Genomic DNA, 13,813 nt, shown 5'->3' on the forward strand with positions numbered 1-13,813 from the left:
GGCGATGACGGGTGTTGCCCACGAGATCGAACGGCTCATGACGGAGACGATGGGACTGGCGTTACCCGTCGGACTCAGGGCGTGGGACGGCAGCCACGCCGGACCGGCGGACGGGCCGCAGGCGGTCCTGCGCTCACCGAAGGCGTTGCGCCGGTTGCTCTACAAACCGGGCGAGCTGGGTCTCGCGCGGGCCTACGTGTGCGGAGATCTGGACGTCGATGGCGACCTGATCGACGCGCTGCGGGCAGGTGGTGCCGCGGTGCGTAACACCGGCGCCAGCGGACTCAGCGCAAAGACGCTGCTGTCCTGGCTCGGATTCGGGCTGCGGCGCGGCGTACTCGGGCTGCCACCAGCCCCGCCCGCCGAGGAAGCGCGGCTGCGTGGCAGGTTGCACAGCCGGTTCCGCGACCGCGCGGCGATCTCTCACCACTACGACCACGGCAACGACTTCTACGAGCTGGTGCTCGACGAGCACATGGCCTACTCGTGCGGCTACTTCACCGCCGACGACCCCGAGTACATGCTGGACGACGCGCAGTGCGACAAGCTCGACCTGATCTGCGAGAAGCTAGGGCTGCAGGAGGGCATGCGGCTGCTCGACGTCGGCTGCGGCTGGGGCTCGCTGCTGTTGCGCGCCGCCGACCGCTACGAGGTGCGCGCCGTGGGCATCACGCTCTCGCAAGAGCAGGCCGAGTTCGTGACCGCGCGGGCGAAACAACGCGGACTGGACCACCTGGTCGAGGTGCGGCTGCGGGACTACCGGGAGCTGCCCGATACCGAGGAGGCTGGCTCGTTCGACGCAGTGGCCTCGATCGAGATGGGTGAGCACGTCGGCGAGGACAACTACCCGCGCTACGCCGAGACGTTGCGGGCGATGGTGCGGCCGAGGGGCAGGGTGTTGCTGCAGCAGATGTCGCGCGGCAACACCGCGCCCGGTGGCGGGGCGTTCATCGAGTCCTACATCGCGCCAGACATGACAATGCGTCCGCTGTCGGCGACCCTGGCACACCTGGAGGGCGCTGAATTGGAGATCCGTGACGTGCAGGCGCTGCGGGAGCACTACGTGCACACCGTGCGAGCCTGGCAGGACATGCTGGAACAGCGCTGGGACGACGTCGTGGCGCACAGCGGCGAGCGGTTCGCGCGGGTGTGGCGGCTGTACCTCGCCGGTGGCGCGCTGGCGTTCGAGGAAAACCGGATGGGTGTGGATCAGGTCCTCGCGGTGCGCCCCGACGCCGATGGCCACAGCGGTTTCGGGGTGGGTGCGTGAACCTGGACGGCCTGCTGATCAACCTGGTGGCGTCGGCGGTAGCCGTCATCCTCGTGCTCGCGGTGACCTTCGCGGTCACCGTGGTGCGGGGCCGCAAGGACACCATCGACACCGCCTGGGGCCTCGGGTTCGTCGTCATCGCCGCGGTGGGCGTCGTCGTGTCGGCAGGCGAGCCTCGGGCGTGGCTGGTGCTGACGCTGACGGCGATATGGGGCGGTCGGCTGGCGGCCCACCTCCACGAACGCAACACCCTGCGCGGTGAAGACCCGCGTTACACCGAGATGGCCGAACGTGCGGGTGGCCACCCGCACCGGCACCTGCTGCTCGTGGTTTTCCCCGCGCAGGGCGCGATCATGCTGCTGGTGTCGCTGCCGTTGCAGGCGGCGGCGCACCTGGACGCGGCTCTCGGGCTGCTCGACGTCATCGCCGTGCTGGTGTGGCTGATCGGGTTCCTGTTCGAGACGGTCGCCGACGCGCAGCTGTCACGGTTCACCGGGAATCCCGCGAACAAGGGCATGGTCCTCGACAGCGGGCTGTGGCGGTTCTCCCGGCACCCGAACTACTTCGGCGACGCCTGCGTCTGGTGGGGCCTGTTCCTGTTCGCCGCCCACCATTGGATCGGACTACTCACCATCGTCTCGCCGCTGGTGATGACGGCGCTGCTCGCGCGCGGGACCGGCAAGCCGATGACCGAGCGGCGGTTGATGTCAAGCAGGCCCGGTTACGCCGACTATGTGCGACGCACCAGTGGGTTCGTCCCGTTGCCGCCGAAACGCGGCTGAGCCGGCGGGCAGTGCCGCACACACACAACGGTGCCCGGTGACGAGATTCCGTCACCGGGCACCGGGGCCGGGGCTAACCCGTGGTTCTACCGAACGGGGTTACCGTGCGGCGGGGTTGGCGGCTCCTGACCCTGCGCGGACCGCGCCCCCGCACCCGCGGGGGTGCGAGCCTGCTGGCCGCCACCGCCGAACTGGCCTTCCAGGCTGGACAGCCAGCCAGGCCAGCGCTCGGAGGTCGCCTTGATGAGGCCACCGCCGAAGCCAACGACGATCACGCCGCCGATGGTGGCGAGCACCGCGATCAGGACCGGACCGGTCACCGTCGTGGCGATCTGGACCTGGTTCAGGGCGGCGATGATGCCGAAGGCCAGGATGAAGTAGTACGCGATCGACGCGAGCAGGTTGCCCGCTCCCCTGCCGGCCAGCGCGTTGCTGACCAGGCCGCGCACCGCGTTGCCGACCGCCGCCGCGACGATCACCAGAACGATCGCGACCACGATCCTGGGCAGGAACGCGATGACGTCGTTGAGGAGCTCGCTCACCGGGTTGGTCGGCCCGAACGTGCCGAACGCGAGTTGCAGCGCGATCAGCAGAATGAAGTAGTACGCCAGTTTGGCAATAATTCCGGTGGCGTCAACCTTGGATTGGCTGAGCGTTCCCGAAAGACCCGTCTTCTCGATGAGCTTCGGGAAACCGAGCCGGTTGAGAACCAGCGTCAATCCCTTGGCAACCGCCTTCGCGATCAGCCATCCAATCAGCAGGATGATCAAAAAAGCGAAGAGCTTCGGCACGAACGTGGCTATGGCGCTCCACGCGTCGCCTAAACCCTCCTTGAGCTGATCCACTGCAATCTCCTCCTTGGTCGTGACAAACGCCGGTGTCTGGCGAGACCTTAATCAATGCACAGAACGGGGCAACTCGAAACGGCGACACGAAAGAGTGAGTCCGGTGGCGTATCCCGAATCATGGGGTCCATAGTGGATCTACCGGTGGGGACCGGGGATGCCGAGAAACCCGGTGCGGCGCGCCGTACCCGTCGCACCGGGTTTCTCGGCACGAAACCAAATTCGCGCACGTAGTGGCGTTATGCCGGATTTTTCCCGCCGATTCCCGGTATCGCGGTCGGTGTCCCGCCGCGCACTCGCCGCATTATCATCACACCGCCGCGATCCGCACATCGGCAATCACGCGAGATATCCCCGAAATGGGTAAGAATTCAACCGCCTGCTCCGGCCGATTTCCCGGTTTCGCACACCTCGAGGACACGGGTGCGTTCCGATGCGTGTCACGACTCCGTGACCGGACCGAGACCGCGACGGTGCCGATTACATTCGATTAGTGTTGCCCCATGGGCGCAGACACGACGTGGCAGACCAAGCACGCCGGGGAGCTGTCGGCGCGCACCGTGCGCAAGGTGGAACGCGCGTCCGGCGAACTCGCGGCCAAGAGCGTGGCGGCGATGGCGGAACGGCTGCCGTGGTTCTCCCGGATGCCCGCCGACCAACGTGCCAGCATCTTGCTGATCACGCAGGTGGAGGCGGCGGGCTTCATCGAGTGGCTGCGCGACCCCGACACCGCGCAGCGGCCGACGACCGACGCGTTCCGCAACGCGCCACAGGAACTGTCGCGCTGGATCAACATGCGCCACACCGTGCTGCTGATCCGGATCGCCCTCGACGTCTTCGAGCAGGAGCTGCCCAAGCTCGCCGCGAACGAGACCGAACGAGCCACGCTCGCCGAGGCCGCCGTCCGGTACGGCCGCGAGGTCGCGTTCACCGCGGCGACCGCCTACGCCACCGCAGCCGAGTCACGCGGTGCGTGGGACGCGCGGCTGGAAGCACTCGTCGTCGACGGCATCGTGCGCGGCGATGCCGAGGAGGCACTGCTCTCCCGCGCGTCGGCACTGGGCTGGGACCTCGCCGATGCGGCGACCGCCATCGTGGGCAACGCGCCCCCCGACGACCCGCCGATCGCGGTCAAGGACGTCCGCGCGCGGGCGGCTCGCATCGATCGGCCGGTGATGCTCGGTGTGCAAGGCTCCCGGCTGATCGTCGTGGTCGGCGGACCGACCACCGGCTCGCCCCGCGACGAGGCTGTGCTGGACGCCCTCGCGGAGTCGTTCGGCGATGGTCCCGTCGTCGCTGGGCCGACGGTGGCCAGCATCGCCGAGGCGCACCTGAGCACCGCGGAGGCGCTGTCCGGGCTGCGGGCGGTCGTCGGCTGGGCCGGGGCGCCGCGCCCGGTGCGCTCGCTCGACCTGCTGCCGGAACGCGCGCTGACCGGCGACGCCGCCGCCGAGCGGCAGCTCATCGACCAGGTCGCCCGGCCGCTCGACGACGCGGGCGGGGCCATCGAGGAGACCGTGACCGCCTACCTCGAGGCAGGCGGCGTACTCGAGGCCTGCGCGCGATCGTTGTTCGTACATCCGAACACCGTGCGCTATCGGCTGAAACGCGCCACAGAGCTAACCGGACGCAACCCGATGGACCCGCGCGACGCCTTCGTGCTGCGCATCGGGCTGATCGTCGGCGAGCTTGCCCGATCGCGCGGCACATGGTGAGCGCATCACCGGTGGGCGGCCCGGTCACCGCACCGCTCACCCGCTCGGCTGTGAGTAACCTCTCAGCCAGGGTGCTATCGCCAGGCGGCGGGTAGTGCTATATGAACCCGACAAGAGTGATCGCCACATGCGATTCATCTCCGGGAAACGTTTGTAGGGTTTCTCCAAATCCGCCGGAGGTACTTCGTGCTTCCCGGCATGCCAGGAACCGCCGCTGACCGTGTTCCCTGGAGAGGTGACCTCCGCTGTGCTCGCTCCAGGACAAGGTTCCCAGTCACCCGGCATGTTGACGCCATGGCTCGACGTCGATGGCGCGCGCGCGAAAGTCGACCGCTGGTCGGAGCGCGCCGGGCTCGACCTGCACCGGCTCGGCACCACCGGTGACGCCGACGAGATCACCGACACCGCCGTGACCCAGCCGCTGATCGTGGCGCTGTCGCTGCTGTCGTTCCACGCGGCCGAGCAGCGCGGCGGGCTGCCCGCCGACGCCCCTGTCGCCGGTCACTCCGTCGGTGAACTGGCCGCCGCCGCGATCGCGGGCGTGCTCGACGCCGACGACGCGGTCGCGCTCGCCGCTGTGCGGGGCGCGGAGATGGCCAAGGCGTGCGGGCTGGCCGAGACCAGCATGGCAGCGGTGATGCTGGGCGACCCCGACGAGGTCGTTGCCTGGCTGCATGACAACGGTCTGACCGCCGCGAACCAGAACGGCGCTGGCCAGATCGTCGCCTCTGGCGCCGCCGACGCCATCGCGCGCATCGTGGCGGAGCCGATGGCGGGCACCAAAGTGCGCCAGCTCCAGGTCGCGGGGGCGTTCCACACCGCGTACATGAAGCCGGCCCGCGATGCGCTGGAGTCCTACGCCGAGAAGGTCACCGTGCGCGATCCCGGGCGTCCACTGCTGTCGAACTACGACGGCGCCGTCGTCGAGAGCGGCGCCGAGTACCTGCGACGTCTCGTCAACCAGGTGACCAGCCCCGTACGCTGGGATCTCAGCATGGACACCCTGGCTAAGCTCGGCACGACGTCCACCGTTGAGCTCGCTCCTGCCGGTACGCTGACCGGACTGGTGCGGCGCCAGCTCAAAGGCACCGTGACATCAACGGTCGCGCTCAAGACCCCGGACGACCTCGCCAAGCTTGCCCCAACCGACGAGGACACCGCATCGTGACGACTCTGCGCCAGTCGACCGGCGTCGCAGCCACCCGCATTCTGGGTATCGGAAGTTTCCAGCCGGAGAGGGTCGTGACCAACGACGACCTCTCGCAGCTGATGGACACCAACGACCAGTGGATTCGCGACCGGGTGGGCATCATCGAGCGCCGCTTCGCCGATAAGGACGAGTTCCTTGTCGACATGGCGGTCACCGCTGGCGAGCGGGCACTGGCCGATGCTGGCGTCGAGCCGTCCGATGTGGACACTGTCATCGTGCCGACCTGCACCATGCCGTCGCCGATCCCCAACGCGGCCGCCCAGGTGGCCGACCGGATCGGCATCAAGGCGTCAGGCGCGTTCGACCTCAACGCCGCCTGCGCGGGATTCTGCTACGGCCTCGGCGTGGCCTCCGACCTCATCAAAGCGGGATCGGCGGGCCGGGTGCTCGTCATCGGCGCGGAGAAGCTCACCGACGTCGTCGAACCGGTGGACCGGGCGAACGCGATCATCTTCGCCGACGGCGCTGGCGCCGCGGTGGTCGGTCCGTCGGACGAAGCGGAGATCGGCCCCGTGGTGTGGGGCAGCGCTGGCGACCTCGTCGACACCATCTACATGCGCGACCACCGCTACATCTACCAGGAGGGCCAGGCGGTATTCCGGTGGGCGACCACCAAGATCGCGCCGGTCGCACTGGAAGCCGTCGCGGCCGCGGGTCTTGAGCCGTCCGATATCGACGTGCTCATCCCCCACCAGGCCAACCTCAGGATCGTCGAGGCCATCGCCAAGCGACTGCGCGCCAAGGGCGCGCGGGACGACATGGTCGTGGCCGACGACATCAAGTACTCGGGCAACACCTCGTCGGCGTCCATTCCGATGGCGCTCGACCACATGCGCGCGGCGGGCAGGGTCTCGCAGGCCGACGTGGTGCTGGCCGTCGGGTTCGGTGCCGGGCTGTCCTACGCGGGACAGGTCTTCATCGCACCCTGATCACCACCCGCCCCGCCATACCGCGTGGGGTGCAACCAAGGAAGGAAACCGGACACACATGGCTGACAAGCAGCTCACCGAGCAGGACATCGTCGCAGGCCTCGCCGAGATCGTCGAGGAGGTCGCCGGGGTCGCCCAGGACGAGGTGACCAAGGAGAAGTCGTTCGTCGACGACCTCGACATCGACTCGCTGTCCATGGTCGAGATCGCCGTGCAGGCCGAGGACAAGTTCGGCGTCAAGATCCCTGACGACGAGCTGGCCAACCTCAAGACGGTCGGTGACGCCGTCGCCTACGTCGCCAACAACTCCTGAGCGGCCGCGGTAACTCAGGCACCGCCCCGACGCACTCGGAGGACGATATGAGTAACGCCGACGTCGTGGTAACCGGACTCGGCGCGACCACACCGCTCGGCGGAGACGTCGAGTCCACGTGGGACGGTCTGCTCGCGGGCCGCAGCGGGGTCGCCCGGCTCGATGAGGACTGGGTGGAGCGCTTCGACCTCCCGGTCAAGATCGCCGCCCGGCTCGCCGTCGAACCGAGCGAGGTGCTGCCGAGGGTGGAGGCACGGCGGCTTGACCGCTCGGAGCAGGTCGCCATGATCGCCGCGCGGCAGGCGTGGCAGGACGCGGGCTTCGGCGATGGCAACGCGGACGACGTCGATCCCGAGCGGCTCGGCGTTGTCGTCGGCACCGGCATCGGCGGCGCGACCACCCTGCTGAACATGGACGACCTGCTGGAGACCAGCGGGCTGCGCAAGGTCTCGCCGCTGACCGTGCCGATGCTGATGCCCAACGGGCCCGCCGCCTACGTAGGGCTCGAGCTCAAGGCGCGAGCCGGGGTGCACGCCCCGGTGTCGGCCTGCGCGTCGGGTGCCGAGGCGATCGCGATGGCATGGCGCATGCTGCGGACCGGTGAGGCCGACGTCGTCGTCGCCGGTGGTGCCGAGGCGTGCATCGCGGCGATCACCATGGCGGGCTTCGCGCAGTCGCGCACCATGAGCACCCGCAACGACGACCCCGTCGCGGCGTCGCGCCCGTGGGACGTCGAGCGGGACGGCTTCGTGCTCGGCGAAGGCGCTGGCATCGTGGTGCTGGAGCGGGCGGAGTACGCCAAGGCGCGCGGCGCGCGGATCTACGCATCGCTGGCCGGGATCGGCACCAGCGCCGACTCGTACCACATCACCGCGCCCGACCCGGAGGGAACCGGGCAGGCGCGGGCGATGGCTGCGGCGCTGCGCACCGGCGACATCGACCCGGCACGGGTGGGTCACGTCAACGCACATGCCACGTCGACCCCGGTTGGCGACGTCACCGAGACCGTCGCGGTGCGTAAGGCGATCGGCGAACACCCCGTACTCACCGCGCCAAAGAGCGCGCTGGGACACCTACTCGGCGCGGCCGGTGCGGTGGAGTCGGTGTCGACCGTGCTGTCGCTGTACCACGGGCTGATCCCGCCAACGCAGAACCTCAACGAGATCGACCCCGGCGTCAGCCACGACATCGTCACCGGCGAGCCACGCAAGGTGGACCTCGACGTCGCCATCAACGACTCGTTCGGGTTCGGCGGCCACAACGTCTCGCTGGCCTTCGCGGCGGTATAGCCGCCAGGGTCTGGCGGACCTCGCGTGCGGTGAATGACGCTTTCCCCGCGGTGGATGCGGCGAAAGCGTCATTCACAGTGCGGCACGACAAGACGGTCAGGACGTGGCGGGGCGCACCGTCACCGGGACGCCGTTGAAGACGGCGGTGCCGGACAGCACGTCCACAACGGATTCGTCGGTCAAAGCGTTGGCGTTGACCCCGGCGTCGGTGGTGGCGACCCGCTGCCGCCCGCCGGTATGACCCCAGCCGTGTGGCAAGCTCACCACTCCTTGCCGGATGGTGTCGCTGTGCTCGACCGCCACCTCGACCTCCCCCGCGGCCGAACGGATCACCGCGCGCTCGGCGAGGCCGAGCCGGTCAGCGTCGGCGGGGTGGACCAGCAACGTGCAGCGGTTGGAGCCGCCCCGGAGCGGTTCGACGTTGTGCAGCCAGCTGTTGTTGGACCGCAGCTGACGTCTGCCGATCAGCAGCATCTCGGCGGGCCGTCGCACCAGCCCGGACCGCAGCCGGGCGACGTCATCCGCCAGTTCGGCGGGCGCCAGTTCGATTCGCCCGGACTGGGTGCGAATCAGCTCTTTTACCCGGGGTTCCAGCGCGCCAAGATCGATGCCATGCGGCTCGGCGCGCAACGCGGCCAGCGACAGGCCGTACGGCCCTGCCTTCAACAGCGCGTCCAAGAACCGTTCCGGACCGTCGGCACCGTCCAGTCCCGCCTGGACGGCGGCCGGATCCTGGCCGGACACCCCGGAGCCGGGTAGCTGGGTCAGGGCGGTCAGCACCTGCTCGATGATCTGCTCGTCCAGCTGTGCCGGGTCAGCGGCGGCGCCAGCCCCCGCCACGATCAGCGTCAACCGCGCCATGATCTCGGCCTCGGAGCGCTGGTCGGACGCCAGCGGCACGGCAGCGGGCGAGAATCGGGTGTAGTTGCGCACCGCGACGATCTGTTCCAGGAAGTCATAGTGCGGACTCTGCGTGATGCGCGGCGGCGGCATGACGACGTTCGCGTGCCGGGTCGTCTCGTTCAGATACGGATCGACCGCGACCATGAACTCCAAGTTGGGTAGGGCACGGCCGATGCGGGGGCCGTTCGGGGCGGACAGCACCGGATTGCCCGCGATCATCAGCAGCGCGCGAGGCTGTCCCTCCCCCGGCGTCTCGATCTCGTCGGCGAGGGTGGCGACCGGCAGCTCACCCATCGTCTCCGGCATGCCCTTGACCCTGCTGTGCCAGCGTCCCTGCTGGTAGGGCTCTGGCGCGCGGAAGATCTCTGCGTGGGCGGTCCTGGTGAACAGCACCCCGCCTTGGCTGTCGAAGTTCCCGGTGAGGATGTTGACGACGTCGACGAGCCACTGCGTCACCGTGCCGAACTCGGCGGTGCATGTCCCGGTGCGGGCGTAGACCGCGGCGGTAGGCGCGGCGGCCAAGTCCCGTGCCAAGCGGGTGATGGCGTCGGCGTCGATACCGCAGTGCTCCGCGACCGCGTCCGGCGCGAAGTCCCGCGCGAGCGCGCGCAGCTCGTCCAAGCCGGTGACATCGACACCGATCGTGGTCAGCTCCTCTGCCAGTAGAACGTGCACCACGGCGAGCAGCAGGGCGGCGTCGGTGCCCGGCAGGATGGCGTGGTGCTCGTCCGCGGCCTTCGCGGTGCGAGTGCGGCGTGGGTCGATGACGACCAGCCTGCCGCCCCTGCGGCGCAGCGCTCGCAGCCGCCGAGGGAAGTCCGGCGCGGAACACAGCGACCCGTTGGACTCCAACGGGTTGGCGCCGATGACGACGAGGTGATCGGTGCGATCGAGGTCGGGGACCGCGATCGCCATCGGGTCACCGAGCATCAGTCCGCACGCGACCTGCTTGGGCATCTGGTCGATCGTGCTGACGGAGTAGATGTGGCGGGTGCCAAGCGACTCACTCAGCGGCTGCCGGTACAGGAACCCTGCCATGGTGTGAAACGTCGGGTTGCCGAAGTACGCGGCGAGCGCCTGCCTGCCGTGTCGTTCGATGACGCCGGACAGTCCCGCTTCGACCGCCGCGAACGCCTCGTCCCAGCTCGCCTCCCGCCAGTCGTCGCCCTCGCGGATCAGCGGCGTCCGCAGCCGGTCGGGATCGGCGTCGATCGCACCGAGGCTGGCGCCCTTGGGGCAGATGAACCCGCGTGAGAGCGGGTCGGCCTCGTCGCCGGTGACCGAGGTGACCCGGTCGCCGTCCAGTGTCAGGCGCAGGCCGCAGATCGCGTCGCAGATCGGGCAAGTGCGGTAGGCGGTCGTGGTCATCAGCGGTCTCCTGGATTGCTACAGCGGAATGTTGCCGTGCTTGCGTTCCGGCATGCGCCTGCGTTTGGTGCGCAGCATCGCCAAGCCGCGCGCCACCATCGCGCGCGTCTGCGCCGGGTCGATGACGTCGTCGACGAGGCCCCGCTCGGCCGCGTAATGCGGGTGCATGAACTCGTCGGTGTACTCCGCGACGAGCTCCGCGCGACGTTCGGCAGCATCGTCGGCGGCAGCGAGGTCCTTGCGGTGCAGGATGTTGACCGCGCCCTCCGCGCCCATCACGGCGATCTCGTTGGTCGGCCACGCCAGCGACAGATCGGTGCCAATGGAGCGAGAGTCCATCACGATGTAGGCGCCGCCATACGCCTTGCGCAGAATCACCTGGATGCGCGGAACGGATGCCTCGCAGTAGGCATAGAGCAGTTGCGCGCCGTGCCGGATGACCCCGGCGTATTCCTGCTCGGTGCCCGGCAGGAAACCGGGAACGTCGACCAGGGTCACCAGCGGGATGTTGAAGGCGTCGCAGAACCGCACGAACCGGGCGGCCTTCTGCGACGCGACGCGGTCAAGCACACCGGCGAGTACCTGCGGCTGGTTGCCGACGATGCCGACGACGTCGCCACCGATCCTGCCGAGCCCACAGATCACGTTCTGCGCCCAGTCCTCGTGCAACTCGAAGAACTCGCCGTCGTCGACGATCTCGGCGACGACGTCGCGCATGTCATAGGGCTGGTTCGGCTCAACAGGCACGATGTCGGCCAACGCGGGCCGCTCGTCCTGCTCGGCGTCCGGCGCTGGCGCGCGCGGGGGGACGTCGAGGTTGTTGGCAGGCAGCAGCGAGAGCAGGTAGCGGACGTCGTCGAGGCAGCTCTCCTCGTCGTCGTAGACCAGGGTCGCGACACCCGAGCGGGAGCCGTGCACGTCCGCGCCGCCCAGCTCATCGTGGCTGACCCGCTCGCCACTGACGGCGGCCACGACGTCAGGTCCGGTCAGATACATCTGCGCGGTACCGCGCACCATGAACGTGAAGTCGGCCAGCGCCGGTGAGTACGCCGCGCCGCCCGCGCACGGCCCCATGATCACGCTGAGCTGCGGAATCACCCCGGACGCCTCGACGTGCCGCCGGAAGATCCCACCGTAGCCGTGCAACGAGAGCACGCCTTCCTGGATGCGCGCACCGCCGCTGTCATTGAGCGCGATCAGCGGCGCACCGGTGGCCAGCGCGTGGTCCATCACCTTGTGGATCTTGGCCGCCTGCGCCTGACCCAGCGAGCCGCCGAAGATGGTGAAGTCTTGCGCGTAGACGAACACCCGCCTGCCATCGACGGTGCCGGACCCGGCGACAACACCGTCGGTGTACGGGCGAGACTTCAGCGTCGCGCTCGACGACTGGTGCCGCCGGTACATGTCGATCTCGATGAACGAGTCGGGGTCAAGCAGCAACTCCAACCGTTCCCTCGCGGTGCGCTTGCCAAGATCGTGCTGCCGTCGCACGGCGGCAGGTGCTCCGGCGGTGATCTCGTCGCGCAGCCGCGCGCGCCGGTCCCGCAGATGCGGCATCGTCCGATCCGGTCGCACCGGCTCCGGTTTGCCGTCGGGGCCGACGACCCGCAACCTCGGCGGGGCAGGGTCGGGCGTACCGGTATCCGGTTGCGCGGGCGGTGTGGCGGGCGAGCTCACGCCGCCTCCTTTCCGAGAGCCCCGTGCCGCGCCAGCGTTTCCGCGTCGGCGAGCGTGATGTCCGATGGTTCGGACCTGCGAGCAGTCCTCACGCCGCCTCCTTCCGTGCGGCTTCGGACGCCAGCCGGTCGCGCTCGATCATCGCGACGATGTCCGACCAGCGCACCCCGCGTCCGAGCCGGTGCACGCCCGCGGTGTCATCGACGACCCGCTGGGGTGGCTGCTCGTGCGGCTCAGCGGTGTGCGGCTCGTCCGCGTGCGAACCGGCGACATGCAACTCACCGCGCGGCACACCGGCATGCGGTTGTCCGCTGTTCTCCTGCTCTGATTGCTGCTCTCGCTCGATCATTTCTATTCCCTCCCCTCAACTCGCTTTCGGCAGCCGGTGGAAGTCACCAGCGAAGAACAACAACGCGTCGGAGCCACTGCCCGGCGCGGCCGCAGCGGCGTCCTGGTTGCGCTGCGCCTGCAACACGTCGCCGAGGAAGATGGAATGATCGCCGCCGTCGTAGGCTTTGACCAGCTCACACTCCACCCACGCCAATGCACCGGACAGCAGCGGGGCCCCGGTGCGCTGGCCCCGCTCCCAGTGCACGGCGTCGAATTGGGCACGCCCGCTCGGCCGCTGCCAATCGGCGAAGTAGCGGGCGACGGACTTCTGGTCCGCACCGAGGATCGACACCGCGAACGAGTGCGCTGACATGATCAGCTCGTGCATACGCGCCGCGCGCGACACGCAGCACAGCACCATCGGCGGGTCGAGCGAGACCGAGGTGAACGCGTTCGCCGTCATGCCGTGACAGGTGCTGCCGCTGCCCGCGGTCAGCACGGTGACCCCGGTAGCGAACTGCGACATCACCGAGCGCAGCGCGGCCTGCGGCGATAACGCGCGCGGTGAGCGGCGCGGTGACCTCGTCAGCTCGGCACGCCGCTGCGGCGGCATCAGGGTTTGCAGAGGTACTGCTGCGGTCTGACCGTTGTCGGACACTTCTCCTCCGTGGCTGCTCGCGCTCAGGCTGATCCCACGCCGGCCTGCATGACCTGCGGGTCGGCGTACGGCTCAAGGGCGTCGCGCAATGCCTGCGGCACCCTGGCGGGAACGGTGTTGGTGTTGGGCCCGCGCATACACGCGATGCGCTGGCGTCCCCTGGCGACCAAGTTCTCCGCGCCGCCGGTGACCTGCACGTAGTCGAACGCGAACTGCACCTGCGTCTGAGTCAACTCCTCAAGGCGCATCCTGATGGACAGTTCGTCGAACGCGGTGATCTCGGAGAAGAACTCACACTCGACCTTCAACGTGAACAGCTTCAGCTCGTCGCGGACGTCCTCGAGCACTGCCGGCGCCTTCTCCTTGAGGAACATCTCCCGGCAGCGGCCCTGCCAGCGCAGGTAGTTCACGTAGTAGACGTTGCCGACGAGGTTGGTCTCCTCGAACCCGACGGTGTGGGTGATCTCGTAATAGCCGGACAATGTTCCACCCTCCTCTTAGGACTGGCCCATGACGCCTGCTGG

At 68.8% G+C, this 13,813-nt stretch carries 13 protein-coding genes; 7 read left to right on the top strand and 6 right to left on the bottom strand.

The window, feature by feature from the left end:
• Positions 1-4: 4 nt before the first annotated feature.
• Together AMYHA_RS19105 and AMYHA_RS19110 are read left to right on the top strand one after the other, a co-directional pair.
• Complete coding sequence (locus AMYHA_RS19105) at positions 5-1,270, top strand: SAM-dependent methyltransferase (protein ID WP_051400092.1); 1,266 nt, start codon at positions 5-7, stop codon at positions 1,268-1,270.
• Positions 1,267-2,052, top strand: coding sequence for a DUF1295 domain-containing protein (locus AMYHA_RS19110; RefSeq protein WP_034273205.1), 786 nt, complete (start codon positions 1,267-1,269; stop codon positions 2,050-2,052). The genes AMYHA_RS19105 and AMYHA_RS19110 overlap by 4 nt, the downstream gene beginning before the upstream one ends.
• 86 nt (positions 2,053-2,138) lie before the next feature.
• Here the strand turns inward: AMYHA_RS19110 and AMYHA_RS19115 are convergent, their stop codons facing one another.
• On the bottom strand, positions 2,139-2,897 hold the full coding sequence (locus tag AMYHA_RS19115; RefSeq protein ID WP_051400093.1) for a mechanosensitive ion channel family protein: 759 nt from the start codon (positions 2,895-2,897) through the stop codon (positions 2,139-2,141).
• A gap of 503 nt (positions 2,898-3,400) precedes the next feature.
• Here AMYHA_RS19115 and AMYHA_RS19120 point away from each other — a divergent pair.
• From AMYHA_RS19120 to AMYHA_RS19140, 5 genes are all read left to right on the top strand, one after another.
• On the top strand, positions 3,401-4,612 hold the full coding sequence (locus tag AMYHA_RS19120; protein ID WP_034273211.1) for a PucR family transcriptional regulator: 1,212 nt from the start codon (positions 3,401-3,403) through the stop codon (positions 4,610-4,612).
• 220 nt (positions 4,613-4,832) lie between these two features.
• Positions 4,833-5,780, top strand: a complete 948-nt coding sequence (locus tag AMYHA_RS19125; protein ID WP_084037373.1) for an ACP S-malonyltransferase — start codon at positions 4,833-4,835, stop codon at positions 5,778-5,780.
• Positions 5,774-6,751, top strand: coding sequence for a beta-ketoacyl-ACP synthase III (locus tag AMYHA_RS19130; RefSeq protein ID WP_157362255.1), 978 nt, complete (start codon positions 5,774-5,776; stop codon positions 6,749-6,751). The genes AMYHA_RS19125 and AMYHA_RS19130 overlap by 7 nt, the downstream gene beginning before the upstream one ends.
• 58 nt (positions 6,752-6,809) lie before the next feature.
• Entirely contained in the window at positions 6,810-7,064 is a 255-nt protein-coding gene (locus tag AMYHA_RS19135) for an acyl carrier protein (RefSeq protein WP_034273219.1), read from the top strand.
• A gap of 47 nt (positions 7,065-7,111) precedes the next feature.
• On the top strand, positions 7,112-8,353 hold the full coding sequence (locus AMYHA_RS19140; protein WP_034273221.1) for a beta-ketoacyl-[acyl-carrier-protein] synthase family protein: 1,242 nt from the start codon (positions 7,112-7,114) through the stop codon (positions 8,351-8,353).
• Between the two features lie 96 nt (positions 8,354-8,449).
• Here the strand turns inward: AMYHA_RS19140 and AMYHA_RS19145 are convergent, their stop codons facing one another.
• From AMYHA_RS19145 to AMYHA_RS19165, 5 genes are all read right to left on the bottom strand, one after another.
• Positions 8,450-10,624 carry a molybdopterin-dependent oxidoreductase gene (locus tag AMYHA_RS19145; protein WP_034273223.1) on the bottom strand — a complete coding sequence of 725 codons (2,175 nt, stop codon included), beginning with the start codon at positions 10,622-10,624 and terminating at the stop codon, positions 8,450-8,452.
• A gap of 18 nt (positions 10,625-10,642) precedes the next feature.
• Positions 10,643-12,181, bottom strand: coding sequence for an acyl-CoA carboxylase subunit beta (locus tag AMYHA_RS19150; protein ID WP_034277971.1), 1,539 nt, complete (start codon positions 12,179-12,181; stop codon positions 10,643-10,645).
• A 208-nt stretch (positions 12,182-12,389) separates the two neighbouring features.
• Positions 12,390-12,650: a DUF6222 family protein gene (locus AMYHA_RS19155; protein ID WP_034273226.1), complete on the bottom strand. Its 261-nt coding sequence runs from the start codon at positions 12,648-12,650 to the stop codon at positions 12,390-12,392.
• Positions 12,651-12,665: 15 nt separating this feature from the next.
• Complete coding sequence (locus AMYHA_RS19160) at positions 12,666-13,244, bottom strand: flavin reductase family protein (RefSeq protein ID WP_034277974.1); 579 nt, start codon at positions 13,242-13,244, stop codon at positions 12,666-12,668.
• Between the two features lie 68 nt (positions 13,245-13,312).
• The gene (locus AMYHA_RS19165) at positions 13,313-13,771 is read right to left on the bottom strand and encodes an acyl-CoA thioesterase (RefSeq protein ID WP_034273228.1); all 459 of its coding nucleotides are present in this window, start codon (positions 13,769-13,771) and stop codon (positions 13,313-13,315) included.
• Positions 13,772-13,813: the final 42 nt, after the last annotated feature.

Source organism: Haloechinothrix halophila YIM 93223 (assembly GCF_000504245.1).
Taxonomy (GTDB): domain Bacteria; phylum Actinomycetota; class Actinomycetes; order Mycobacteriales; family Pseudonocardiaceae; genus Haloechinothrix_A; species Haloechinothrix_A halophila.

Excerpts from the sequence above, each read along its gene's own strand:
- AMYHA_RS19150 (WP_034277971.1), bottom strand. The coding sequence starts at position 12,181 with ATGCCGCATCTGCGGGACCGGCGCGCGCGGCTGCGCGACGAGATCACC.
- AMYHA_RS19135 (WP_034273219.1), top strand. The coding sequence starts at position 6,810 with ATGGCTGACAAGCAGCTCACCGAGCAGGACATCGTCGCAGGCCTCGCC.
- AMYHA_RS19140 (WP_034273221.1), top strand. The coding sequence starts at position 7,112 with ATGAGTAACGCCGACGTCGTGGTAACCGGACTCGGCGCGACCACACCG.
- AMYHA_RS19145 (WP_034273223.1), bottom strand. The coding sequence starts at position 10,624 with ATGACCACGACCGCCTACCGCACTTGCCCGATCTGCGACGCGATCTGC.
- AMYHA_RS19120 (WP_034273211.1), top strand. The coding sequence starts at position 3,401 with ATGGGCGCAGACACGACGTGGCAGACCAAGCACGCCGGGGAGCTGTCG.
- AMYHA_RS19105 (WP_051400092.1), top strand. The coding sequence starts at position 5 with ATGACGGGTGTTGCCCACGAGATCGAACGGCTCATGACGGAGACGATG.
- AMYHA_RS19160 (WP_034277974.1), bottom strand. The coding sequence starts at position 13,244 with ATGCCGCCGCAGCGGCGTGCCGAGCTGACGAGGTCACCGCGCCGCTCA.
- AMYHA_RS19155 (WP_034273226.1), bottom strand. The coding sequence starts at position 12,650 with ATGATCGAGCGAGAGCAGCAATCAGAGCAGGAGAACAGCGGACAACCG.